The following is a 24,864-nucleotide window of genomic DNA, read 5'->3' on the forward strand; positions in this document are numbered from 1 at the left end:
GGTGCCCGGATGCGCCCAGAAGCGCAGGCCGGTCACCTTCCGGTGTCGCAGTCGCCGGCGGTGCACCTGCCGGTCCTGTACACCCAGGTCCTTGAAGGCCTGAGGGTGATCGAAAACGGACGTTATCTGGATGGCACGTTCGGTCGTGGCGGTCATGCACGTGGCGTGCTCACCCAGCTCGGTCCCGAGGGGCGCCTGCTGGTCATGGACAAGGATCCGGAAGCCATCGCCGTAGCCGAGCGCGATTTCGCGCCGGACCCGCGCGTGTCCATCTTCCGTGGCAGCTTCGCCCAGCTGCTGCAGTGGGATGCGACGGCTGAAGGCCTGGACGGCGTCCTGTTCGACCTGGGCGTGTCGTCGCCGCAGCTGGACGTGGCCGAACGAGGCTTCAGCTTCGGCAAGGACGGCCCGCTGGACATGCGCATGGATCCGGACAACGGTGAAAGCGCCGCACAGTGGATCAACCGCGTTGAAGAGCGCGAGATTGCCGATGTGCTGTGGACCTATGGCGAAGAGCGCCAGAGCCGCCGTATCGCGCGCGCCATCGTGGCCCGCCGCGAGAAGCAGCCGTTCTCCCGTACCGCCGAGCTGGCCGAGCTGATTAGCTCGGTGATGCCGCGCAGCAAGTCGGGATCCGATAAGAGCCGGATCCACCCGGCCACGCGCAGCTTCCAGGCCATCCGCATCCACATCAACCGCGAGCTGGCCGATCTGGAAGCCGGCCTCGATGCGGCCGTGGAACGGCTCAAGCCCGGTGGCCGCCTGGCGATCATCAGCTTCCACTCGCTGGAAGACCGCATCGTCAAGCAGTACATGAACCGCCTGGCCAAGGCCCCGCCGGCCAACCGCCGCCTGCCCGAGGCGGAGGTGTTCGTGCCGACGCTGGACCTGATCGGCGGTGCCATCAAGGCCACCGACGAAGAGCTGGCTGCCAACCCGCGCGCCCGCAGCGCCGTGCTGCGTGTGGCCCAGAAGCGGGAGGCCGATGCATGAGCCGGCTGCTGCTGATCATCCTGTTGGCCTCGACCGTGGCCTCGGCGATCGGCGTCGTGTTCGTGCGTCACCGTCACCGGCAGACGTTCATCGAGCTGTCGCGCGCTGAGCGCAAGCGCGATGACATCAATCTGGAATTCGGCCGCCTGCAGCTGGAACAGGCAACGCTGGCCGAAGCCAACCGTGTCGATCGCATCGCCCGCGAGAAGCTCGGCATGAAGTTCCCCGAGGCCGCCGACATCGTGGTGGTGCGCCCATGAGCAAGGCCGGCCGCAACCGCCCGCGCAACGCCTTCAACCTGCGCCAGCGCCTGCGCTGGGTGGCGTTGGCGCTCGGCCTGTGTTCGGTGTCGCTGGTCGGCCGCGCGGCCTACGTGCAGATCATCAACAGCGACTTCTACCAGCGCCAGGGCGAGGCCCGCTACCTGCGCGAGCTGCCGATCAAGACCTCGCGCGGCATGATCACCGACCGCAACGGCGAGCCACTGGCGGTGTCGACCCCGGTCGCCTCGATCTGGGTCAACCCGCAGGACCTGCTGCGTTCGCCCGAGCGGATTCCCGAGCTGGCCCAGGCGGTCGGCATGTCGGTGGATGAGCTGAGCAGCCGCCTGTCGCAGAAGTCGGACAAGGAATTCATGTACCTGCGCCGCCGGATCAATCCGGACGAGGCAGAGAAGGTGGTCGCGCTGAAGATTCCGGGCGTGGCCGCGCAGCGCGAGTTCCGCCGCTTCTACCCGCAGGGTGAGGCGATGGCGCATGTGCTGGGCTTTACCAACATCGACGACCGCGGCCAGGAAGGCCTGGAACTGGCGTTCGACGAATGGCTGCGCGGCAAGGCCGGCGCCAAGCGGGTGATCCGCAACCGCAAGGGCGAGACGGTCGAGAGCGATCTGCTGCGCGCCGCCGAGCCGGGCAAGGACCTGACCCTCAGCATCGACCGCCGCATCCAGTACCTGGCCTTCAAGGAACTGCGCAACGCGCTGGTGGCCAACAAGGCGGCTGGCGGTTCGATGGTGATCATGGACGTGACCACCGGCGAGATCCTGGCCATGGTCAACCTGCCGACCTACAACCCGAATTCGCTGACCGGCGCGCTGCCCGATGCGCGCCGCAACCGTGCAGTGACCGACCTGGTCGAGCCGGGTTCGACGATGAAGCCGTTGACCATCGCCACCGCGCTGCAGGCCGGTGCGGTGACCAAGGACACCATCATCGATACCAACCCGGGTTACATGACCCTGGGCCGCTTCACCATCCGCGACGTGCCGCGCAACAACGGCGTGCTGAACGTGACCGGCGTGATCACCCGCAGTTCGAACGTGGGCGCGGCCAAGGTCGCGGCGAAGATGCCGGACCAGGTGTTCTACGACGGCGTGCGTCGCTTCGGCTACGGCTCGGTGCCGCACAGCGGCTTCCCGGGTGAATCCGGCGGCGTCGTACTGCGCCCGGCACGCTGGTCGGGCACCACCAAGACCACCATGTCCTACGGCTACGGCCTGAACGTCACCCCTCTGCAGATCGCTACTGCCTATTCGGCGTTGGCCAATGGCGGCAAGTTGATCGCGCCGACCTTCGTCAAGGGCCAGCGCAACGAAGGCCAGCAGATCATCGATGAGAACGTCGCCAAACAGGTGGTGGCGATGATGGAAACCGTGGTCACCCAGGGCGGCGCCAAGCAGGCAGCGGTGCTGGGTTACCGCGTGGCCGGCAAGACCGGTACCGCGCGCAAGGCCGGCCCCGGCGGTTACGAGCGTGGCCATTACAACGCGCTGTTCGCCGGCGTGGTGCCAGCCACCAACCCGCGCTTCGCCACCGTCATCGTCATCAACGACCCGCAGGCCGGCAAGTTCTACGGCGGCCTGGTGTCGGCGCCGGTCTACCACAACGTGATGGAAGGCACCCTGCGCCTGATGGACGTGCCGCTGGACGACCTGCAGTCGTGGCTGGCCGCACAGCAGTCCGGCAAGGTCGGTCACTCGGCCTCGATCCTGCCCGCGCCGCCGGCCGAAGCCGCGCTGCCGGTGGATGCCGCCGCTGAATTCGATGCTGCGCTGCCCAGCGCGCAAGCCCAGACGCCGCCCGCTACGGGAGGCACGCAATGAGTCCTTCGATGTTGCTTTCGCAGTTGCTTCCGGATGTGGCCCTGGCGGGCCACGATCCCGTTCTGACCGGCCTGGTGCTGGACAGCCGCGCCGTGCGCCCCGGCAATGCCTTCGTCGCCATCGCCGGTTTCGGCGCGCATGGCCTGGGCTTTGTCGAGCAGGCCCGTGCGGCCGGCGCCGGCGCCATCCTGTTCGAACCGCCGGCACCGGCCGAACTGCCGGCACCGGACGATGCGATCGCCGTGCCGGGCCTGCGCGCGCGCATGGGTGCGATGGCCGACCAGTTCCATGGCGCACCGTCGCGGGCGATGGCGATGGTGGGTGTGACCGGCACCAACGGCAAGACTTCCACCGTGCAGCTGCTGGCCCAGGCCTGGCACCTGCTCGGAACGCCCAGTGGCAGTATCGGCACGTTGGGCGCCGGACTTTACGGTGCAGTTGAGCCGACCGGTTTCACTACGCCGCTGGTGCTGCAGATGCATGCGTTGCTGGCACAGCTGCGCGACGCCGGTGCGCGCGCGGTGGCGATGGAAGTCAGCTCGCACGCGCTGGACCAGGGCCGCGTGGATGCCGTGCACTATGACGTGGCGGTGTTCACCAATCTCACCCGCGACCATCTGGACTACCACGGCGACATGGCCAGCTACGGCGCGGCCAAGGCGCGGCTGTTCCATCGTCCGGGCCTGAAGGCCGCGGTGATCAATCTTGACGACGCGTTCGGTCGCCAGCTGTTCGCCGGCCTGCCGGCGGGCGTGCAGCCGATCGGCCTGAGCTCGCGCGGTGCCACCGACGCCAGCGTGCGCGCCGAGGCGCTGCAGCTGGACGGCCGTGGCATTGCCTTCGAACTGGTCATCGACGGCCAGCGCGCGGCGGTGCAGTCGCCGCTGCTGGGCCGCTTCAACGTGGACAACCTGCTGGCCGTGGCCGGCACCCTGCACGCGCAGGGCCAGCCGCTGCCGCGCATTGCCGAGGTGCTGTCGGCGCTGCAGCCGATCCGTGGCCGCATGAACCGCCTGGGCGGCGAAGACGGCCTGCCGACCGTGGTGGTCGACTACGCGCATACCCCGGATGCGTTGGAACAGGCGCTGGACAGCCTGCATGGCCACCTGCACGGTGCGCTGTTCTGCGTGTTCGGCTGCGGTGGCGAGCGCGATACCGGCAAGCGCCCGCAGATGGCGGCGATTGCCGAGCGCCTGGCCAACCAGGTCATCGTCACCGACGACAATCCGCGTGGCGAAGATGGCGACGTGATCGTGGCCGACATCCTGGCCGGCTTCACCGATGCCTCCGCCGTGACCGTGCAGCGCAGCCGCGCGCGTGCGATCGGCCTGGCGGTGAAGCGTGCCGGTGCCGGCGACATCATCCTGATCGCCGGCAAGGGCCACGAGCCGTACCAGGAAGTGAACGGCGTGCGCCATGACTTCGACGACACCGAAGTGGCTGCCGCTGCGTTGGCTGCCAAGGCTGGCGTGTTGGCCGCGCAGGCCGGGGAGGGCACCGCATGAAGCGCACCCTGCTTTCGCTGATCGCACACTGGGCCGGCGGCGAGATCCACGGCGACGACGTGGCCATCGATGCGGTCAGCAATGACACCCGCAGCCTCGGCCCGGGCAGCCTGTATGTGGCGCTGCGCGGCGAGCGTTTCGATGGCCATGACTTTGCCGCCGACGCGCAGGCGCGCGGTGCCAGCGCGCTGCTGGTCGAGCGCCTGCTGCCGATCGAACTGCCGCAGGTGCTGGTGGCCGACAGCGAACTGGCGCTGGCGAAGATCGCCACCGGCATGCAGCGCGACCGCGATACCGAGGTGTTCGCGATCACCGGCAGCAATGGCAAGACCAGCGTGAAGAGCCTGCTGCTGTCGATCCTGCAGCAGGTGGCCCAGCACGCGCACAAGGTGGTCTACGCCAACCCGGGCAACCGCAACAACGAGATCGGCCTGCCGCTGGCAGTGATCGATGCTCCCGAAGATGCCGACTACGCCGTCTACGAGATGGGCGCGGGCAAGCCGGGCGACATCGCCTACCTGACCGACATCGCCCGCCCGCGCTATGCGCTGGTCAACAACATCGCCCCGGCGCACCTGGAACGCATGGGCAGCCTGCTCGGCGTGGCAGTGACCAAGGGCGCGATCTATGCCGCGCTGCCGGCCGATGGCGTGGCGGTGATCAACGTCGACGATGCCTACGGCCGCTGGTTCGAACAGCATTTCGTCGGCACGCCGGCGCGCAGCCGTGTGCTGCGCTATGGCCTGGAACACTCGGCGGACGTGACCGCACGCGACATCCGCGCCGGCGCGCAGGGCAGCCAGTTCACCCTGGTCGCACCGACCGGCGAAGCCCGCGTGGTGCTGGGCCTGCCGGGTCGCCACAACGTCAGCAATGCGCTGGCCGCTGCCAGCCTGGCGCTGGCCGCCGGTGTTGATCTGGCGCTGATTGCCGCCGGCCTGGCCGAAGCGCAGCCGGTGCCGGGTCGCCAGATCGCCCATCAGCTGCGCAATGGCGCGGTGCTGGTGGATGACAGCTACAACGCCAACCCGGGTTCGCTGGCTGCGGCCATCGATGCCCTGGCCGCCGCGCCGGAAGAGGGCTGGCTGGTGCTGGGCGACATGCGCGAGCTGGGCCCGGACGGCGAGGCGCTGCATGCGCAGGCCGGCATCCGTGCACGCGCCGCCGGCCTGAAGCGCCTGTATGCGCTGGGTCCGCTCAGCGCCGTCGCTGCCGCCGCCTTCGGCGACGGCGGTCGTCATTTCGCCACCCATGACGCGCTGTCGCAGGCGCTGAAGGACGAGCTGCACGCTGGCGTGCGCTGCCTGGTCAAGGGTTCCCGTGGCAGCGCCATGGACACGATTGTCAAAGCGCTGCTGGCGCAAGGAGAGGAATCCCCGCATGTTGTATGAACTGGCTCGATGGTTGCAGCAGTTGGAGAGCCTGTTCGGGCTGTTCAACTACCAGACGTTCCGCGCCATCCTTGCCGCGCTGACGGCCCTGTTCCTGTCGCTGTGGCTCGGCCCGGCGATGATCCGCAAGCTTGCCCAGTTCAAGGGCGGCCAGCCGATCCGCAAGGACGGTCCGCAGACCCATTTCTCCAAGGCCGGTACGCCGACCATGGGCGGTTCGCTGATCCTGCTCACCATCACCCTGTCGGTGCTGATGTGGGCCGACCTGCGCAACCGCTACGTGTGGCTGGTGCTGGCGGTGATGCTGTGCTTCGGCGCCATCGGCTGGTATGACGACTGGATCAAGATCGTCCGCCGCGACCCGAACGGCCTGAAGTCGCGCTGGAAGTACCTGCTGCAGTCGATCTTCGGCCTGGCCGCGGGCCTGTTCCTGTTCTACACGGCCGACGTGCCGGCAGCGCTGACCTTCTACATCCCGATGTTCAAGTCGATCGCGCTGCCGCTGGCCGGCATCGGTTTCGTGGCCATCGCCTACTTCTGGATCGTCGGCTTCTCCAATGCGGTGAACCTCACCGACGGCCTGGACGGCCTGGCGATCATGCCGACCGTGCTGGTGGCCTGCGCACTGGGCGTGTTCGCCTACGCCTCGGGCAACGTGGTGTTCGCCAACTACCTGCAGATACCGCAGATCCCGGGCGCCGGCGAGCTGGTCATCATCTGCGCGGCCATCGCCGGTGCGGGCCTCGGCTTCCTGTGGTTCAACACCTATCCGGCCATGGTGTTCATGGGCGACATCGGCGCGCTGGCGCTGGGCGCGGTGCTGGGCACGATCGCGGTGATCACCCGCCAGGAGCTGGTGCTGGTGATCATGGGCGGCGTGTTCGTCATCGAAACGCTGTCGGTGATGATCCAGGTCGCCTCGTTCAAGCTGACCGGCAAGCGCGTGTTCCGCATGGCGCCGATCCACCACCATTTCGAACTGAAGGGCTGGCCCGAGCCGCGCGTGATCGTGCGCTTCTGGATCATCTCCGTCGTGCTCGTGCTGATCGGCCTGGCCACGTTGAAGGTGCGCTGAGATGAACGACCTGTCCCGCCAGGCAACACGCCTTGAAGCCATCGAAGGCAGCTACGACAAGTGGCTGCTGGGCGCGATCATCGCGCTCACCGGTGTCGGCGTGGTGATGGTGGCGTCCAGCTCGATCGCATTGATGAGCAGCCCGTTCTACTACCTCAACCGCCACCTGATCTTCCTGGCGGTCGGTATCGTGCTGGCGGTCATCGCCGCCCGCACCGAGCTGAAGTCCATCGAGCAGTACAACCAGATGCTGCTGCTGGGCTGCTTCGTGCTGCTGCTGGCAGTGTTCACGCCGGGCCTGGGCAGCACCGTCAACGGCGCGCGCCGCTGGATCAACCTGGGCATCTCCAAGTTCCAGACGGTCGAAGCGGTGAAGGTGCTCTACATCGTGTGGCTGTCCAGCTACCTGGTGCGCTTCCGCGACGAGGTCAACGCGACCTGGCCGGCGATGCTCAAGCCGCTGGGCGTGGCCGGTGCGCTGGTGGTGCTGCTGCTGCTGCAGCCGGACTTCGGTTCCTCGACCCTGCTGCTGGCGATCACCGCCGGCATGCTGGTGCTGGGCGGGGTGAACATGCCGCGCATGTCGATGCCGGTGATCATCGGCCTGGTCGGGATGAGCGCGCTGGCGATCATCGAGCCGTACCGCATGCGCCGCATCACCTCCTTCCTGGACCCGTGGGCCGACCAGCAGGGCGACGGCTACCAGCTGTCCAACGCGCTGATGGCGGTGGGCCGTGGCGAGTGGACCGGCGTCGGCCTGGGCAACTCGGTGCAGAAGCTGTACTACCTGCCGGAAGCGCATACCGACTTCATCTTCTCGGTCACCGCAGAGGAGTTCGGCTTCCTGGGCACCTGCGTGATCGTGGCGCTGTACGCGCTGCTGGTCGGCCGCACGTTCTGGCTGGGCATGCGCTGCGTGGAAATGAAGCGTCACTTCTCCGGCTACATCGCCTTCGGCATCGGCCTGTGGATCAGCATGCAGACCTTCGTCTCGATCGGCGTGAACCTGGGCATCCTGCCGACCAAGGGCCTGACCCTGCCGCTGATCTCCTCCGGCGGTTCGTCGGTGCTGATGACCTGCGTGGCGATGGGCCTGCTGCTGCGCGTGTCGTATGAACTCAAGCGCGCCGAGCGCCGCCAGGCCGTGCGCATCGGTGGCGCCGAAGACGCCGCTGCCGAGCCGATGGACGAGCCCGCCGCACCGGTGGCCGCCAGCGTGCCGATGAGCGCCGAGCCGACGGCGGCCGCTGCGCCGAACGCTGCACGCGGCACCAGCCGCCTGCAGTCGCGCGTCGAACCGACCTTCGGGAGGCTGTCATGAACGCAGCCGCCCACACTGCACGTCCAGTGATGATCCTCGCCGGTGGCACCGGCGGGCACATCTTCCCCGGCCTCGCCGTGGCCCGCGTGCTGCGCGAGCGCGGCGTGCCGGTCACCTGGATGGGCGCCGACGGTGCGATGGAAACCCGCCTGGTGCCGCAGCACGACATTCCGATCGACACGCTGGCCATCACCGGCCTGCGTGGCAAGGGCAAGCTGGCTCTGCTCGGCGCGCCGTGGCGGCTGATGCGCGCGCTGCGCGCGGCCGGCATGATCATCCGCAAGCGCCAGCCGCGTGCCGTGGTCGCCTTTGGTGGCTTCGCGTCCGGGCCGGGTGGCATGGCCGCGCGCCTGCATGGCTTGCCGCTGCTGGTGCATGAGCAGAACCGTGCGCCGGGCATGACCAACCGCATCCTGTCGCGCTATGCACGCCGGCTGCTGACCGGTTTCCCGGGCACCTTCGCCAAGGGCGAGGAGTTCGTCGGTAACCCGGTGCGCGCCGAAATCGCCGCCATCGCACCGCCGGAACAACGCTTCGCCGACCGTCATGGCCCGCTGCGCGTGCTGGTGGTGGGCGGCAGCCAGGGCGCGCGCGCACTCAACACCGGCGTGCCGCAGGCGATCGCCGCACTGGGTACCGGGGTTCCGGTGCAGGTGCGCCACCAGAGCGGCGAGAAGATGCATGCCGAAGCGGTCGAGGCCTATGCCAAGGCCGGCGTGCAGGCAGAAATCACGCCGTTCATCGCCGACATGGCCGAGGCCTTTGCCTGGGCGGACCTGGTGGTGTGTCGCGCGGGCGCCTCGACATTGGCCGAGCTGTGTGCGGTGGGTGTCGGCAGCGTGCTGGTGCCTTTCCCCGCTGCCGTCGACGATCACCAGACCCGCAATGCGGAGTACCTGGTCGAGCGCGGCGCGGCGGTTTTGCTGAAGCAGGACGGAACGCTGGCCGACGGCATTGCCGCACTGCTGCGCGATCTGTCCGAAAATCCCGCCCGCCGCATGCAGATGGCGCAAGCCGCGCGTGCCCTGGCCAAGGTCGATGCCGCCGAGCGCATCGCCGATATCATTCTCGAGGAAGCTGTATGAAGAAGGCATGCCACCGCGCCTGCCCTGCGCGAGGCTGCGCATGATCCGTCGCCTGCACGACACCAACGACCTGGTGCGCGCGTTCCCGCGCGTGCATTTCGTCGGCATCGGCGGCACCGGCATGAGCGGCATCGCCGAAGTGATGCTGACGCTGGGCTATGAAGTGTCCGGCTCGGACAACGCCGACAACGTGGCGACCCGTCGCCTGGCCAGCCTGGGTGCGCGCATCATGCGCGGCCACTCCGCGGCCAACGTGCTGGGCACCGATTGCGTGGTGGTCTCCAGTGCCATCCGCGAAGACAACCCGGAACTGATGGAAGCGCGCAGCCAGCGCATTCCGATCATGCCGCGTGCGGCGATGCTGGCCGAGCTGATGCGCTTCCGCCGTGGCATCGCGGTGGCCGGTACCCATGGCAAGACCACCACCACCAGCCTCACCGCCGCGGTGCTGAGCGAAGGCGGCCTGGACCCGACCTTCGTGATCGGTGGCCAGCTGCTGGCCGCCGGCGCCAACGCCAAGCTGGGTGGTGGGCAATGGCTGGTGGCCGAGGCCGACGAAAGCGATGGCAGCTTCCTGCGCCTGAACCCGCTGATGTCGATCATCACCAACATCGATGCAGACCACCTGGAGAACTACGGCAACGACTTCGCCCGCGTGCAGGCGGCGTTCGCCGAGTTCCTGCAGCGCCTGCCGTTCTACGGCCTGGCGGTGCTGTGCATCGACGATCCGGAAGTGGCGGCTCTGGCTGCCAAGACCCCGCGCCACGTGATGAGCTACGGCATGAGCCCGCAGGCCGACGTGCGCGCCGAGAACGTGGTGCAGGAAGGCTCGCGCATGCGCTTCACCCTGCGCCTGCCGCAGGGCACCAGCCAGGAAGTGGTGCTGGCGCTGCCGGGCAAGCACAACGTGCTGAATGCACTGGCCGCCGCCGCAGTGGGCTGGCAGCTGGGCGTGGCCCCGGATGCGATCGCGCGCGCACTGGAAGGCTTTGCCGGTGTCGGTCGTCGCTTCAACGATCTGGGCGAAGTGACCACCGCCAGCGGCGCCAAGGTGCGCATCATCGACGACTACGGCCATCACCCGAGCGAGCTGGAGGCGGTGTTCGCCGCGGCCCGCGGCGGCTGGGCCGACAAGCGCCTGGTGGTGGCCTTCCAGCCGCACCGCTACAGCCGTACCCGCGACCAGTTCGACAAGTTCGCCGCGGTGCTGTCCAGCGTCGATGCGCTGGTGCTGAGCGAGGTCTACCCGGCCGGCGAGGAACCGATTGCCGGTGCCGATTCGCATGCGCTGGCCCGCGCCATCCGCGCGCGCGGCCGCAGCGAACCGGTGGTGGTGGGCAAGGCCGCCGAGCTGGCCAGCGTGCTGCCGGACGTGCTGCAGGACGGTGACCTGCTGCTGATGATGGGCGCCGGCGACATCGGTGCCGTGGCCACCCATATCGCGGTGGAAGGCTTCAAGGGGGAGGGCGAGGCGTGAGCGCGCTGACCTTCCCGCCGCTGCGCGTGACCGACCCGGCCGTGTTCGGTCGCGTCGCCGTGCTGCTCGGCGGCAGTTCCAGCGAACGCGAGGTGTCGCTGGATTCCGGCCGCAACGTGCTCGAAGCCCTGCAGTCGCGTGGCGTCGATGCGTTCGCGGTGGATGGCATTCCGGCGCTGGCCAAGGCGCTCGCCGCCGGTGGCATCGATCGCGTGTTCAACATCCTGCATGGCCACAACGGTGGCGGTGAGGACGGCATCGTGCAGGGCCTGATGGACGCCTTCGGCGTGCCGTACACCGGCTCGAACGTGCTGGGCTCGGCGCTGAGCATGGACAAGATCCGCACCAAGCAGGTGTGGCTGTCGCTGGGCCTGCCCACCCCGCAGTACCGGAAGGTGGACGCGACCACGGTGCATGCACTGGCAGCCGAACTGGGCCTGCCGGTAGTGGTGAAGCCGGCCAATGAAGGCTCCAGCGTGGGCATCAGCCGGGTCACCGATGACGCCGGCCTGGACGAGGCGGTGGCCCTGGCCGCGCGCTACGACGGCCAGCTGCTGATGGAGCAGATGGTGGTGGGCGACGAACTGACGGTGGCCATCCTCGGCGATGTCGCGCTGCCGTCGATCCGCATCGTGCCCAAGGGCCAGTGGTACGACTACAACGCCAAGTACATTGCCGAGGACACCCAGTACCTGTGCCCAGGACTGGACGGTGACGACGAAGAGGAAATCCGCCGCATCGCGCTGGCCGCATTCCGTGCCGCTGGCTGCCGTGGCTGGGGCCGCGTGGACGTGATGCGTGACCGCAGCAGCGGCCGTTTCTTCCTGCTGGAAGTGAATACCGCGCCGGGCATGACCAGCCATTCGCTGGTGCCCAAGGCGGCCCGCCAGGCCGGCATCGGTTTCGAGGAGCTGGTGTGGCGCGTGCTGGAACAGACCCTGGAGGCCTCGCACGCATGAACGCGGTGCTGCGCATCTTCGTCTGGCTGTTGGCGCTGTCGGTGGTTGCACTGCCGGTGGTGGCCGTGGTCAATGGCTGGGTCGGCGCCGAGCGCTGGCCGCTGGCGAAGCTGCGCGTGCATGGTGAGTTCAAGCGGGTGCCGGCCGAGCAGTTGCAGCAGGTGCTGCTGCCGTACGCGCATGCGGGCTTCTTCGCGGTCAAGCTGCAGGACGCGCAGGATGCACTGGAACAGCTGCCGTGGGTGGAAAGCGCGCAGGTGCGCAAGCAGTGGCCGGACGTGCTGGAAGTGACCCTGGTCGAGCACAAGCCGTTCGCGCGCTGGGGCAACGACCGCCTGGTTTCCGAGCAGGGCAAGCTGTTCCCCACGCCGAAGAAGCTGGCCGATCTGGCGCTGCCCGAACTGGACGGCCCCGACAGCCAGACCGAAGAAGTGATGAAGCTGTACAGCGACTCGCGTGCATTGTTCGCACCGGCCGGCGTCGACGTGCGCCGGGTGACGATGGATGCGCGCGGCAGCTGGTCGCTGGTGCTGAGCAACGGTACCGAAGTGGTGGTCGGCCGCGACGACGCGCGCTCGCGCATGCAGCGCTTCGTCAAGGTGCTGCCGCAGCTCAACCGTCAGGACGCGCCGATCGAGCGCGCCGATCTCCGTTACACCAATGGTTTCACGCTGAGCTGGGGTACCCCGGCCACGCCGGCGAAAACGCCGGCGACCCCAGCCAGCAGGACGCAGGAAAGGACATGAATCGCAAGGGTGACAAATCGCTGATCGTTGGCCTGGACATCGGCACCTCCAAGGTGGTGGCGCTGGTGGGCGAGTACTCGCCGGGCAACCCGATCGAAGTGATCGGCATCGGCTCGCACGAGTCGCGCGGGCTCAAGCGTGGCGTGGTGGTGGACATCGAATCGACCGTGCAGTCGATCCAGCGCGCGGTGGAAGAAGCCGAGCTGATGGCCGGCTGCGAGATCCGCTCGGTGTATGCCTCGATCTCCGGCAACCACGTGCAGTGCAAGAATTCGCCCGGCATCGTGCCGATCCGCGACGGCGAAGTGACCTGGGGCGACCTGGATCGCGTGCTCGATGCGGCCAAGGCCGTGGCGATTCCGGCCGACCAGAAGATCCTGCACGCGATCCCGCGCGAGTACGTCCTGGACGATTCGCAGGAAGGCATCCGCAACCCGGTCGGCATGACCGGCGTGCGCCTGGAGGTGCACGCGCACCTGGTGGTCTGCGCGCAGTCCGCTGCGGCCAACATCAGCAAGTGCGTGCAGCGCTGTGGCCTGCAGGTGGACGACCTGGTGCTGTCCTCGCTGGCCTCCAGCGTGGCCGTGCTGACCGCCGACGAGCGCGAGCTGGGCGTGGTGCTGGTCGATATGGGCGCCGGTACCACCGATATCGCGGTGTTCGTGCAGGGCGCGATCTGCCACACGGCTTCGCTGCCGATCGCCGGCGACCACGTCACCAATGACATCGCGCACATGCTGCGCACGCCGACCCCGGAAGCCGAGCAGATCAAGGTGCGCTATGCCTGCGCCCTGGCCCAGCTGGCCACCGCCGAGGAAAGCATCCAGGTGCCGTCGGTGGGCGACCGCCCGCCGCGCCGCATGCCGCGCCATTCGCTGGCGCAGGCCGTGCAGGGCCGCTACGAGGAAATCTTCGAGATGGTGCAGGCCGAACTGCGCCGCTCCGGCTTCGAGGAACTGGTGCGCGCCGGCATGGTGCTGACCGGTGGTGCCTCGAAGATGGAAGGCGTGGTCGAACTGGCCGAGGAAATGCTGCAGATGCCGGTGCGCGTGGGTATCCCGCAGCACGTCACCGGCCTCGGCGAAGTGGTCGGCAACCCGGTGCACGCCACCGGCGTGGGCTTGCTGCTGATGGGCAGCCAGATCGAGCACCCGCGGCGGCCGTCGCTGCCGACCGGGCGCGCTGGAAGCATGTTCAAGAAACTCAAGACCTGGTTCCGCGGCGAGTTCTGACGCGGAACCCGAAACCCCCGGCATCGCCAGGGCGCAACACCCGCAGTACCCGCATCACAACGCAACACCGGCAACACACAACCCACACAGCCGCAACGTCGGCATGCAGCAGGACGGCAGGACGCCCGAATGCCCATGCCCGCCAAAGCGGATACAACGAGGACACGGACATGGCGCATTTTGAACTGATCGAAAAGATGGCACCCAATGCGGTGATCAAGGTGGTTGGCGTGGGCGGCGGCGGCGGCAATGCCGTGGCGCACATGGTCAACTCGGCGGTGGATGGCGTGGAATTCATCACTGCCAACACCGACTCGCAGGCCATCAAGAATTGTGGCGCCAAGCTGCAGCTGCAGCTGGGTACCAACGTGACCAAGGGCCTGGGCGCAGGCGCGAACCCGGAAGTCGGCCGCCAGGCCGCGCTGGAAGACCGTGAGCGCATCATGGACGCGCTGCAGGGTGCGGACATGGTGTTCATCACCGCCGGCATGGGCGGTGGCACCGGCACCGGCGCTGCGCCGGTGGTGGCACAGCTGGCCAAGGAAATGGGCATCCTGACCGTGGCCGTGGTCACCAAGCCGTTCCCGTTCGAAGGCCGTCGCCGCATGCAGGTGGCGCTGAAGGGCATCGAGGAACTGAGCCAGCACTGCGACTCGCTGATCACCATCCCGAACGAGAAGCTGATCACCGTGCTGGGTCGCAACGCGACCATGATCCAGGCCTTCCGTGCCGCCAACGACGTGCTGCAGGGCGCCGTGCAGGGCATCGCCGACCTGATCGTGCGTCCGGGCCTGATCAACGTCGACTTCGCCGACGTGCGCACCGTCATGTCCGAAATGGGCCTGGCGATGATGGGTACCGGCACCGCCCGTGGCGATGACCGCGCCCAGGCCGCTGCCGAGTCGGCGATCCAGAACCCGTTGCTGGACGACGTGAACCTGGCCGGTGCCAACGGCATCCTGGTCAACATCACCGCCGGCGCCGACTTCACCATGGCCGAGTTCGACGAGATCGGCCGCACCATCGATGGCTTCGCTTCCGAAGATGCCACCGTGGTGGTCGGTACGGTGCTGGATCCGGACATGCAGGACGAAGTGCGCGTGACCGTGGTCGCCACCGGCCTGAACCGCGTCTCGGCCAGCAAGACCCAGCGTCCGGGCGAGCGTGCGCCGATCAAGCTGGTCCGCAATGCCACCACCGGCCAGCCGGAGTTCGGCGAGTTCGACAACGGTGGCGACGCCGTGTCCAAGGCTGTCGGCGGCATGGGCCTGGGCCTGCGTCGTGCCAGCAGCGACACCGCGGCAGCGTCCACTGCGTCGGCCCCGGCGGCGTCGGCCCCGGCTGCAGCGGAACTGCCGAACGATTACCTGGACATCCCGGCCTTCCTGCGCCGCCAGGCGGACTGAGCGGGGCTGCCCGGGGCTTGTCCTCCCCGGGTTGCGCCACCATGTCCTGAAAACGCGGGCGCCGGGCCAGGATGGGCCCGGCCGCCCTGCTTCACGCGCGTCCCCGCGGCGTGCCGGTGCGTCCTGCCGGCGGCTTTCACTGGCGTTTCAGCCAGGGTAGGGGAGGGCGCGTGTTAATCTAATGTGTCACTTCCGGTCCATCCCCCATGATCCAGCAACGCACCCTCAAGAACACGATCCGCGCCACCGGCGTTGGCCTGCACAGCGGTGACAAGGTCTACATGACCCTGCGCCCGGCACCGGTCAACCATGGCATCGTGTTCCGCCGCGTGGACCTGGACCCGGTGGTGGAAGTGCCGGCCAAGGCCGAGCTGGTCACCGAAGTGACCCTGTGCACCGGCCTGACCTGCAACGACGCCAAGATCCAGACCGTCGAACACCTGATGTCGGCGCTGGCCGGCCTGGGTGTGGACAACATCATCGTTGAACTGTCCTCGGCCGAGCTGCCGATCATGGACGGTTCGGCTGGCCCGTTCGTGTTCCTGCTGCAGTCGGCGGGCATCGTGGAACAGGATGCGCCCAAGCGCTTCATCCGCGTGCTGAAGACCGTGGAAGTGACCGAGGGCGACAAGGTGGCCCGCTTCACCCCGTACGAGGGCTACAAGCTGGGCTTCACCATCCAGTTCGACCACCCGATGATCCCGGCCAAGCAGTCGCGCCAGGAAATCGAGTTCTCGACGCTGGCCTACACCAAGGAAATCTCCCGCGCGCGCACCTTCGGTTTCATGCGCGACCTGGAATACATGCGCGAGCGCAACCTGGGCCTGGGCGGTTCGATGGACAACGCCATCGTGCTGGACGAGTTCCGCGTGCTCAACGAAGACGGCCTGCGCTACGCCGACGAATTCGTGCGCCACAAGATCCTCGACGCGATCGGCGACCTCTATCTGGCCGGTGGCCAGGTGCTGGGCGCCTACGAAGGCTTCAAGTCCGGCCACGCGCTCAACAACAAGCTGGTGCGGGCGCTGATGGCCGACGCGACCGCCTGGGAATGGGTCAGCTTCGACTCGCCGGCCACCCCGGATCCGGTCGAATACGCTACCCCGGCCTACGCCTGATCATTCCAGGTCATTGAAACAAAAGACAAAAACGCCGCCTGAAAGGGCGGCGTTGTCGTTTCCGGCGCCGACGGCGCATTCAGCGTACTTTGAAAGTCTCAAGGCCGGTTCGAGGTCACGGTTTTGTGAACCTGTTGGATCGGAAGCCTGAATTTAACGTAGTTTTAACAACAATCTAACGACAGGCCCCCGGTTGGCAGCTAGGATGCGACCCGGCCCCCGAAATGTTTCACGCCGTGGTGACACGCGCGACGGGGAGCGGAGCTGGATGCTCCGTTGTCGTCAGGACCGCTTCTTCGGTTTCGAAGGAACGTCCTGCAGGCAAGCCAAGGCGTCGCGTAGCCCTTTGTGCGTGGCGGCTGAAACTGCGTGGGGTCCATTCCGGTTGTCGAGCGCTGGGGAGCGCGTGGGAGTGGGAGACGCAGTCTTGATGGTCACCCTGGTGGCCTTCAGCCCGATGGAACGGGCCGCGTCGAGCAACTGGGCTTCGGCAAGCCGCAACTTGGCATGCCAGACCGGGGACTCGACGAGAAAAACGAGGTGTTCCCCGTCCACATTGGCCAGCCGGCAACGGCTGCGCAGAGGTGGCGGCAACTGGGGGCGCAACTGACGGTCCAGCGCGTCGAGCCACAAGGCACGCCGCAGCGGGTTCCCGCTTTTGTCCGCCATCACCGCATCCAGCGCCGGCTTCGGCACTGACGCGGGGCGAACGCTGGATTTCGGCTCAGACATGAAAACTCACTGATGGCATTCAAAAAGATCGTAATCAAAACGCGTGAAGGACAGGCCAAGTCGTCGCCGATCGCGCGTTTGCGGTTCTATTTCGAGGACCGCCCCCGCGCCCTGCTGGGCAGCGTGCTCGGGGTAGGCTGCATTATCGGCCTTGCCGGCGGCATTGGCGCCAGCGCGCTGAATGATTCCCGGCTGCAGGCCAAGGTCGAGCGCCAGGATGCGGAGCTGGCCAAGGTCAAGCGCGATGCGCAGACCCAGGTCAACGCGCTGGCGGCCCGCCTCGGCGAGCTGCAGGCCCAGGCCACCCGCCTCAACGCCCTTGGCGAACGGCTGACCCAGATGGGCAAGCTGGAAGACGGCGAGTTCGACTTCAACGAGACCCCCGGTCTCGGTGACGGCGACGCCGGCGGCCCGACCAGCGACATCCCGGTCAAGGACGTCAACGCCGACTTACAGGTGCTGGAGCAGCGCTTCGCTGCTTCAGGCCGCCAGTTGTCGGTGATGGAATCGCTGATGTTCGACCACCAGCTGCAGCAGAACGCCGTGCCGTCGCGCATGCCGATCCGCAACAGCTACGTGACCTCCGGTTTCGGCACCCGTGCCGACCCGTTCGGCCGCGGTGCCGCCACCCACAAGGGCATGGACTTCCACGCCAAGGTCGGTGACCCGGTGATGGCCGTCGCCGAAGGCGTGGTCAGCTTTGCCGGCGTGAAGGGCGGCTACGGCAACGTGGTCGATGTCGACCACGGTAACGGCTACGTCACCCGCTACGCCCACAATTCGCGCCTGGTGGTGAAGGCCGGTGACCTGGTCCGTGCCGGCCAGGAAGTGGCCAAGGCCGGTTCCACCGGGCGTTCGACCGGTGCCCACGTGCACTTCGAAGTGTGGGAAAACGGCAACGTGGTCAACCCGCGCAAGTTCCTCGGCGACGGCGGCAACACGCCGGTCGGCCGCGTCAGCCGCGGCTGATGCCCGGGTCGGATCCCTTCCGCGCCGCGGGAGGGTTCTGACCCGATGCGGGTGATCTGGTAGTGCCGGCCGCTGGCCGGCAATTCCTTTGAGGGGTCCGAACGAGGTTGCCGGCCAGCGGCCGGCACTACCCCACGGGGTTGAAACCCCTTGCGGCCGTCCCAAGCTACAATGGGTGTTGCCATCGACAGGGCGCCAGGCGCCCTGTTTCGTTTGCGGCGGACGGATCCCAAGGGGGAGGCCGGGCGTCGTGTCCATCCAACCCGGTTCCTTCAATGATCAACAGCCTGCTTACCCGCGTATTTGGCAGTCGTAACGAACGACAGCTGCGCCAGCTCAACCGCATCGTCGCCAAGATCAATGCGCTGGAGCCGGAGATCGAGAAGCTTTCCGACGAGCAGCTTCAGGCCAAGACGCCGGAGTTCAAGCAGCGCATCGCCGACGGTGAAGCCCTGGACAAGGTGCTGCCGGAAGCGTTCGCGGTCTGCCGCGAAGCCGGTCGCCGCGTGCTGGGCATGCGCCACTACGACGTGCAGCTGATCGGTGGCATGGTGCTTCACCTGGGCAAGATCGCAGAAATGCGCACCGGTGAAGGCAAGACCCTGGTGGCGACCCTGCCGGTGTACCTCAACGCGCTGGAAGGCAAGGGCGTGCATGTGGTCACCGTGAACGACTACCTGGCCCGTCGCGACGCCGCGCAGATGGGCAAGCTGTACAACTGGCTGGGCCTGAGCGTGGGCGTGGTGTACCCGGGCATGCCGCACAGCGACAAGCGCGAGGCCTACGCCTCGGACATCACCTACGGCACCAACAACGAATTCGGCTTCGACTACCTGCGCGACAACATGGCGCTGTCCAAGGCCGACCGCTACCAGCGCGGCCTGCACTACGCCATCGTCGACGAAGTCGACTCCATCCTGATCGACGAAGCGCGTACCCCGCTGATCATCTCCGGCCCGGCCGACGACTCCCCGGAGCTGTACATCCGCGTCAACCGTGTCGTGCCGAACCTGGTCAAGCAGGAAGCGGAAGACGGCGAAGGCGACTTCTGGGTCGACGAGAAGGGCAAGCAGGTGCACCTGTCCGAAGCGGGCATGGAGCACGCCGAGCAGCTGCTGGTCGAGGCCGGCATCCTCGACGGCGAGACCGAAGGCCTGTACGCGCCGCAGAACCTGACCGTGGTCCACCACCTCAACGCCGCACTGCGCGCGCACGCGATCTACCAGCGTGACGTGGACTACATCGTGCGCGATGGCGAAGTGGTCATCGTCGATGAGTTCACCGGCCGCACCCTGTCCGGCCGCCGCTGGTCCGATGGCCTGCACCAGGCGGTGGAAGCGAAGGAAGGCGTGCCGGTCCAGCGCGAGAACCAGACGCTGGCGAGCATCACCTTCCAGAACCTGTTCCGCATGTACAAGAAGCTGTCCGGCATGACCGGTACGGCCGATACCGAAGCCTTCGAGTTCCAGAGCATCTATGGCCTGGAAGTGGTGGTGATCCCGACCAACCGCCCGACCATCCGCAAGGACAGCCCGGACCAGGTGTTCCTGAACCGCAAGGGCAAGTTCAATGCGGTGCTGGCCGACATCGAGGAGTGCGCCAAGCGCGGCCAGCCGGTGCTGGTGGGTACCACCTCGATCGAAACCTCGGAAATGCTGTCCGAGCACCTGCGCAAGGCCGGCGTGAAGCACGAAGTGCTCAACGCCAAGCAGCATGACCGCGAAGCGACCATCGTCGCCAATGCCGGCCGTCCGGCGGCCGTGACCATCGCCACCAACATGGCCGGCCGCGGTACCGACATCGTGCTGGGCGGTTCGCTGGAAGCGGAGATCCACGAGCTGGGCGAGGGCGCGACCGATGAGCAGAAGGCTGCGGTCAAGGCCGAATGGCAGAAGCGCCACGAGGCGGTGAAGGCTGCGGGCGGCCTGCACATCGTCGGTACCGAGCGCCATGAATCGCGTCGTATCGATAACCAGCTGCGTGGCCGTTCCGGCCGCCAGGGTGACCCGGGTTCGTCCCGCTTCTACCTGTCGCTGGAAGACAACCTGATGCGCATCTTCGCCTCCGACTGGGTGCAGAAGGCCATGCGCATGATGGGCATGAAGGAAGACGACGTCATCGAGGACCGCCTGGTCAGCCGCCAGATCGAGAAGGCGCAGCGCAAGGTCGAGGCCCACAACTTCGACATCCGCAAGAACCTGCTGGACTTCGACGACGTCAACAACGACCAGCGCAAGGTGATTTACGCCCAGCGTGACGAACTGCTGGACGCCGAGTCGGTCAAGGACAACGTCGACGGTATCCGCGACGACGTGATCTTCGACGTGGTGGCCCGCTTCGTGCCGCCGAACTCGATCGACGAGCAGTGGGACCTGCGTGGCCTGGAAGCGACCCTGGAGTCGGACTTCGGCCTGCAGATGTCGCTGACCGACCTGGTCAAGGAACACGAGGAACTGGACGCCGAGGCGATTGCCGCCAAGGTGCAGGAGCGCGTCAACCAGCACTTCGCCGAGAAGGAAGCCGGCGTGGGCGAAGAGACCATGCGCGCGCTGGAGAAGCACGTGATGCTGACCGTGCTGGACCAGAGCTGGAAGGAGCACCTGGCCCGCATGGATTACCTGCGCCAGGGCATCTACCTGCGTGGTTACGCGCAGAAGCAGCCCAAGCAGGAATACAAGAAGGAAGCCTTCGAGCTGTTCTCGGACATGCTGGAGAACGTCAAGCGCGAAGTGGTGACCCTGCTGTCGCGCGTGCGCATCCGCAGCGACGAGGAAGTGCAGGCGCTGGAAGCCGCCGAGCGCCAGCAGGCCGAAGCACGCCTGAGCCAGTCGCAGTTCCAGCACCAGGACGTGGGCGGCTACAGCGCCGACGAGGAAGCCGCGCAGGTGCAGGCTGCCCAGCAGGGCGTGGCGCAGATGCAGCGCGACGAGCCGAAGATCGGCCGCAACGATCCGTGCCCGTGCGGCAGTGGCAAGAAGTACAAGCACTGCCACGGCCAGCTGAGCTGATCCCGAAGAGCCCCGCGAAAGCGGGGCTTTTCGTTTGTGGCGGGGCAACCGCAACGGATCCGTGATTGCGCCGGTCGCCCTGTTCTGGGCATGCTTCCCCCATGGCTTCCCCCACCCGATCGATCCACGTTGTAGCGGCCGTCATCACCGATGCCCGTGGCCGCGTGCTGCTCAACCGCCGTACCGAGAACCGCGACATGGCCGGCCTGTGGGAATTCCCCGGCGGCAAGCGCGAATCCGGCGAGACCTCCGAACAGGCGCTGGTGCGCGAGCTGCGCGAGGAGCTGGGCATCGAGGCCGATGTCGGCGAGTGGCTGATGGACGTGCCGCAGCGCTATCCGGACAAGCACCTGACCCTGGAGGTGCGCCACGTGCGCAGCTGGAAGGGCACCCCACGCGGACGTGAGGGGCAGGCGATCACCTGGGTGGCGCCGGACAAGCTGGGCCGCTATTCGATGCCACCGGCCGACCTGCCGGTGGTGGCCGCCCTGCGCCAGCCCGACAGCTACCTGATCACCCCGGCGCCGGCCGATGACGCCGACGGCGTGCAGCATTGGCATGAGCAGCTTCAGCGTGTGGTGGCGGCGGGCCAGCAGCGCATCCAGCTGCGGTTGCCGATGGCGCATCCGCAGCGCCAGGCGATGGTCGAACAGGTCGTGCGCGCGCATCGTCGCAGCGGGGTGCAGTGGTTGCTCAACCGCGATATCGAGCTGGCACGCGCATTGGGCGTGGGGGTGCACCTGGGCAGCGAACAGCTGCTGGAGCTGTCGCAGCGTCCACTGCCCGAAGGCCAGCTGGTGGCCGCGTCCTGCCATGACCTGCAGCAGCTGCAGGCCGCACAGCGGCTGGGCTGCGACTTCGCCGTGCTGGGTCCGGTGCAGGCCACGGCCAGCCATCCCGATGCCGTGCCGCTGGGCTGGGATGCCTTCGCCGAGCTGCGTGCGCAGGTGTCACTACCGATCTACGCGCTGGGTGGCATGGGCAGTGGCCATGTCTCCGAGGCGCGCCGCCATGGCGGGCAGGGCATCGCCGCCATCCGCGCGCTGTGGCCGGCGTGATGCAAACAGGGTCGGATCCCCGCAACGCGGGGCTCTGACCCCATCGCTGGAATCGGGGGTCAGAGCCCTTTCCGCAGGAAAGGGATCCGACCCCTGGCGATCACAGTGTGATCCAGAAGCACCCGTATTGCCGTCGCAACCCCAGCACCGTCGAAGCGCGCGACGCGCTGCCGGGCAGGGTCTGCTCCAGGCGCAGGCCGATCGGATGGCGCACGGCCGGGGGCTCAGGGTCGGATCCCTGCGCCGCAGGGCTCTGACCCTCATCCTGCGATTGCGGCAGCGCCTGCGAGGGATACACCGGCACCACGTCCACCAGCGGCCGCCGCGCCAACGATTCCAGCTGGCCGAGGATGCGCTGCGCGCCCGCATCGGAAACGGCGCCCCACAGGTACAGCGAGGACAGCCGGTTCACGTCGTTGCTGAGGATGCCAGTACGCAGTGCATCCACCAGTTCGCTCAGCCGCCGTGGGCAGCGTGCCCCGAGGGTGTCGCGCTGCAGGGTATTGCCGGCGGGCGCAGGCGGTGGCAGCCGCGACTGCGCACCCAGGCTGTCGCAGGGACGGTCGGTATACACGCTTTGGCCCTGGGCATCGGTGCAGCGGTTCAGGCGCGTAGCCTGCGCGTGGACATCGCTCGATAGCACGCACAGCGGCAGCAGCAACAGCAGGAAGGAAAGCCGGATCATCCTCGCAGGGTAGCGCCGATCACGCTTGCGCGCCGTGCTTTCAGCCCTGCAGCAGCTTCAGTACCGAGGTGGTCGGCTTGGCCAGGTTCAAGGTGTAGAAGTGCAGGCCGGGGGCGCCGCCCTCGATCAGGCGCTGGCACAGCTTGGCCACCACTTCAGTGCCGAATGCACGCACCGACTCCGCATCATCGCCATAGGCCTGCATCTTGCGGCTGATCCAGCGCGGGATCTCCGCACCGCACTGTTCGGAGAAGCGGCGCAGCTGGCTGAAGTTGGCGATCGGCATGATGCCGGGCGTGATCGGCACCTGCACACCCAGCCGCCGCACTTCGTCGACGAAATGGAAGTACGCGTCCGGGTTGAAGAAGTACTGGGTGATCGCCGCATCGGCACCGGCGTCGATCTTGGCCTTGAAGTGCTTCAGGTCGGCCAGTGCGTCGGAAGCCTGCGGGTGCGTTTCGGGGTACGCGCCCACTTCGATATGGAACGCATCGCCGTGCTCGGCGCGGATGAAGTCGATCAGTTCGGCGGCATAGCGCATGTCACCGGGGAAGCCCATGCCCGACGGCAGATCGCCGCGCAGCGCGACCAGGCGGCGGCAGCCGATGGCGCGGTACAGCTTGAGCAGCTCGCGAATTTCCTGACGGGTGCCACCGACGCAGGACAGGTGCGGTGCGGCATCGAAGCCATGGTGCTGGTTGAGGTGGCGCACGGTCTCGGAGGTGTAGCTCAGGGTCGAGCCACCGGCACCGAAGGTGCACGACACGTACTCGGGGCCGTAGTCCTTCAACCTGGCCGCGGCGCGGTCCAGCTGGCTGCGCTGTTCGTCGGTCTTGGGCGGATAGAACTCGAAGCTGATGGCGGTCATGGCACGGGCGGCAGCGGCGGGTGCGGATCAGTATATCGCTTCATCAAGATGGATGTTGTCAATTTGTGCGGATGCGCACCGTCCGTCGCCTGCGACCGTTCGCCCCGGCGATCGGCCGCTGCTCCGAAATCGCAACCCGGGTGCCGTGGCCGGCGGCACGCTGTTCCCATCCCGGCAACACCCACCCGACGAAGGAGCAGACGATGAAGATCTTCCTGGCACTCTGGTATGCAATGAAGGCGCTGGCCCGGCTGGCGATGATCGGCATGGCGATGGCCGTGCTCGGTTCCGGCTCGGCGCACGCCGCCAGCGCCCCGGCGGCGGGCAAGGTGCAGGTCGAGGTGGTCGGCAAGGGCCGCCCGCTGCTCATGATCCCCGGTCTCAACAGCAGTGCCGAGGTCTGGCGCGAGACCTGCCTGGCCCTGAAGGATGTGCAGTGCCATCTGGTGCAGCTGCCGGGCTTTGCCGGCGCCGCAGCCGCTGATCCGCGCCCGGCCGAGTTCCTGCCGGCGATGCGCGGGCAACTGCTGGCCTACCTGCATGACCAGCACCTGGGGCCGGTGGTGGTGGTTGGCCACAGCCTCGGTGGCCTGCTGGGCCTGCAGATGGCGCAGGCCGAGCCGAAGGCGGTCAGCGCGCTGGTGGTGGTTGACGCCCTGCCATTCCTGCCGGCCGCGCGTGACCCGAAGGCCACCGCTGACAGCGTGCGGTCGATGGCCGACCAGCTGCGCAAGGGCATGCTGGCCGCCGACGCCGCGCAATGGCAGGCGCAGTTGAAGGCGGGCCTGCCGGGGATGACCCGCGATCCGCAACGCCAGGCCGAACTGGGCCGCTGGGGCGAAGACAGCGACCGCCAGACCACGGCCGATGCCATGCATGCGGTGATGACCACCGATCTGCGTGACAGCATCGCTTCGATCTCCGCACCGACGCTGGTGCTGGGCAGCTGGGTCGGCTACCAGCCCATGGGTGGCACCGAGGACGGCACCCGGGCGGTATTCCAGTCGGAGTACGCGAAACTGCGGGGCGTGCAGATCGCGATGAGCGCGCAGGGTTTCCACTTCCTGATGTGGGATGATCCGCGCTGGTTGCAGGAACAGGTGCAGCGTTTCCTCGCCGCGCATCCCTGACCGTT

Annotated in this window: 20 protein-coding genes and 1 pseudogene; 18 read left to right on the forward strand and 3 right to left on the reverse strand. The window is 67.5% G+C overall.

Going from position 1 to position 24,864, the window contains the following annotated elements:
- Positions 1-9 precede the first annotated feature (9 nt).
- From rsmH to lpxC, 14 genes and pseudogenes are all read left to right on the forward strand, one after another.
- Entirely contained in the window at positions 10-993 is a 984-nt protein-coding gene (rsmH, locus tag N5D91_RS11785; RefSeq protein WP_110711045.1) for a 16S rRNA (cytosine(1402)-N(4))-methyltransferase RsmH, read from the forward strand.
- A complete protein-coding gene (ftsL, locus tag N5D91_RS11790; RefSeq protein ID WP_005412242.1) occupies positions 990-1,253 on the forward strand; it encodes a cell division protein FtsL in 264 nt (87 codons plus the stop codon). The genes rsmH and ftsL overlap by 4 nt, the downstream gene beginning before the upstream one ends.
- On the forward strand, positions 1,250-3,094 hold the full coding sequence (locus N5D91_RS11795; RefSeq protein WP_153856291.1) for a penicillin-binding protein 2: 1,845 nt from the start codon (positions 1,250-1,252) through the stop codon (positions 3,092-3,094). Before ftsL ends, N5D91_RS11795 begins: the two co-directional genes overlap by 4 nt.
- Positions 3,091-4,599 (forward strand): UDP-N-acetylmuramoyl-L-alanyl-D-glutamate--2,6-diaminopimelate ligase, encoded by a 1,509-nt coding sequence (locus N5D91_RS11800; RefSeq protein WP_110711047.1) that lies wholly within the window; start codon positions 3,091-3,093, stop codon positions 4,597-4,599. Before N5D91_RS11795 ends, N5D91_RS11800 begins: the two co-directional genes overlap by 4 nt.
- On the forward strand, positions 4,596-5,990 hold the full coding sequence (gene murF, locus N5D91_RS11805; RefSeq protein ID WP_180854807.1) for a UDP-N-acetylmuramoyl-tripeptide--D-alanyl-D-alanine ligase: 1,395 nt from the start codon (positions 4,596-4,598) through the stop codon (positions 5,988-5,990). The genes N5D91_RS11800 and murF overlap by 4 nt, the downstream gene beginning before the upstream one ends.
- The gene (mraY, locus tag N5D91_RS11810; protein WP_010481929.1) at positions 5,980-7,065 is read left to right on the forward strand and encodes a phospho-N-acetylmuramoyl-pentapeptide-transferase; all 1,086 of its coding nucleotides are present in this window, start codon (positions 5,980-5,982) and stop codon (positions 7,063-7,065) included. Before murF ends, mraY begins: the two co-directional genes overlap by 11 nt.
- Before the next feature lies 1 nt (position 7,066).
- Complete coding sequence (gene ftsW, locus N5D91_RS11815) at positions 7,067-8,386, forward strand: putative lipid II flippase FtsW (RefSeq protein WP_153856294.1); 1,320 nt, start codon at positions 7,067-7,069, stop codon at positions 8,384-8,386.
- On the forward strand, positions 8,383-9,471 hold the full coding sequence (gene murG, locus N5D91_RS11820) for an undecaprenyldiphospho-muramoylpentapeptide beta-N-acetylglucosaminyltransferase (protein ID WP_153856295.1): 1,089 nt from the start codon (positions 8,383-8,385) through the stop codon (positions 9,469-9,471). Before ftsW ends, murG begins: the two co-directional genes overlap by 4 nt.
- A gap of 40 nt (positions 9,472-9,511) precedes the next feature.
- Positions 9,512-10,948: a UDP-N-acetylmuramate--L-alanine ligase gene (murC, locus tag N5D91_RS11825; RefSeq protein ID WP_012510048.1), complete on the forward strand. Its 1,437-nt coding sequence runs from the start codon at positions 9,512-9,514 to the stop codon at positions 10,946-10,948.
- Positions 10,945-11,907, forward strand: coding sequence for a D-alanine--D-alanine ligase (locus N5D91_RS11830; protein WP_180854806.1), 963 nt, complete (start codon positions 10,945-10,947; stop codon positions 11,905-11,907). The genes murC and N5D91_RS11830 overlap by 4 nt, the downstream gene beginning before the upstream one ends.
- Positions 11,904-12,578, forward strand: a pseudogene (locus tag N5D91_RS11835) (cell division protein FtsQ/DivIB); the annotation flags it as partial. The gene N5D91_RS11830 and the pseudogene N5D91_RS11835, both read left to right, overlap by 4 nt.
- Positions 12,579-12,649: 71 nt before the next feature.
- Positions 12,650-13,885 (forward strand): cell division protein FtsA, encoded by a 1,236-nt coding sequence (ftsA, locus tag N5D91_RS11840; protein ID WP_005408083.1) that lies wholly within the window; start codon positions 12,650-12,652, stop codon positions 13,883-13,885.
- Positions 13,886-14,055: 170 nt separating this feature from the next.
- A complete protein-coding gene (ftsZ, locus tag N5D91_RS11845) occupies positions 14,056-15,291 on the forward strand; it encodes a cell division protein FtsZ (RefSeq protein WP_164161599.1) in 1,236 nt (411 codons plus the stop codon).
- Between the two features lie 206 nt (positions 15,292-15,497).
- Positions 15,498-16,409: a UDP-3-O-acyl-N-acetylglucosamine deacetylase gene (gene lpxC, locus N5D91_RS11850; protein ID WP_004143722.1), complete on the forward strand. Its 912-nt coding sequence runs from the start codon at positions 15,498-15,500 to the stop codon at positions 16,407-16,409.
- A 282-nt stretch (positions 16,410-16,691) separates the two neighbouring features.
- Here the strand turns inward: lpxC and N5D91_RS11855 are convergent, their stop codons facing one another.
- The gene (locus N5D91_RS11855) at positions 16,692-17,141 is read right to left on the reverse strand and encodes a DUF721 domain-containing protein (RefSeq protein WP_005408086.1); all 450 of its coding nucleotides are present in this window, start codon (positions 17,139-17,141) and stop codon (positions 16,692-16,694) included.
- A gap of 12 nt (positions 17,142-17,153) precedes the next feature.
- On the opposite strand from N5D91_RS11855, the gene N5D91_RS11860 reads away from it, so the two are divergent.
- From N5D91_RS11860 to N5D91_RS11870, 3 genes are all read left to right on the forward strand, one after another.
- Positions 17,154-18,110 (forward strand): M23 family metallopeptidase, encoded by a 957-nt coding sequence (locus tag N5D91_RS11860; protein ID WP_033834438.1) that lies wholly within the window; start codon positions 17,154-17,156, stop codon positions 18,108-18,110.
- A gap of 275 nt (positions 18,111-18,385) precedes the next feature.
- The gene (gene secA, locus N5D91_RS11865) at positions 18,386-21,118 is read left to right on the forward strand and encodes a preprotein translocase subunit SecA (RefSeq protein ID WP_110711053.1); all 2,733 of its coding nucleotides are present in this window, start codon (positions 18,386-18,388) and stop codon (positions 21,116-21,118) included.
- Between the two features lie 101 nt (positions 21,119-21,219).
- On the forward strand, positions 21,220-22,176 hold the full coding sequence (locus N5D91_RS11870) for a Nudix family hydrolase (protein ID WP_110711054.1): 957 nt from the start codon (positions 21,220-21,222) through the stop codon (positions 22,174-22,176).
- A 100-nt stretch (positions 22,177-22,276) separates the two neighbouring features.
- On the opposite strand, the gene N5D91_RS11875 is transcribed toward N5D91_RS11870, so the two are convergent.
- Together N5D91_RS11875 and metF are read right to left on the reverse strand one after the other, a co-directional pair.
- Positions 22,277-22,861, reverse strand: a complete 585-nt coding sequence (locus N5D91_RS11875) for a DUF4124 domain-containing protein (RefSeq protein WP_180854805.1) — start codon at positions 22,859-22,861, stop codon at positions 22,277-22,279.
- A gap of 40 nt (positions 22,862-22,901) precedes the next feature.
- On the reverse strand, positions 22,902-23,729 hold the full coding sequence (gene metF, locus N5D91_RS11880; protein ID WP_049399801.1) for a methylenetetrahydrofolate reductase [NAD(P)H]: 828 nt from the start codon (positions 23,727-23,729) through the stop codon (positions 22,902-22,904).
- A gap of 203 nt (positions 23,730-23,932) precedes the next feature.
- Here metF and N5D91_RS11885 point away from each other — a divergent pair, with 203 nt between their 5' ends.
- On the forward strand, positions 23,933-24,859 hold the full coding sequence (locus N5D91_RS11885; RefSeq protein ID WP_180854804.1) for an alpha/beta hydrolase: 927 nt from the start codon (positions 23,933-23,935) through the stop codon (positions 24,857-24,859).
- Positions 24,860-24,864 lie beyond the last annotated feature (5 nt).

The organism is Stenotrophomonas sp. GD03794, from assembly GCF_029842145.1.
Taxonomy (GTDB): Bacteria; Pseudomonadota; Gammaproteobacteria; order Xanthomonadales; family Xanthomonadaceae; genus Stenotrophomonas; species Stenotrophomonas riyadhensis.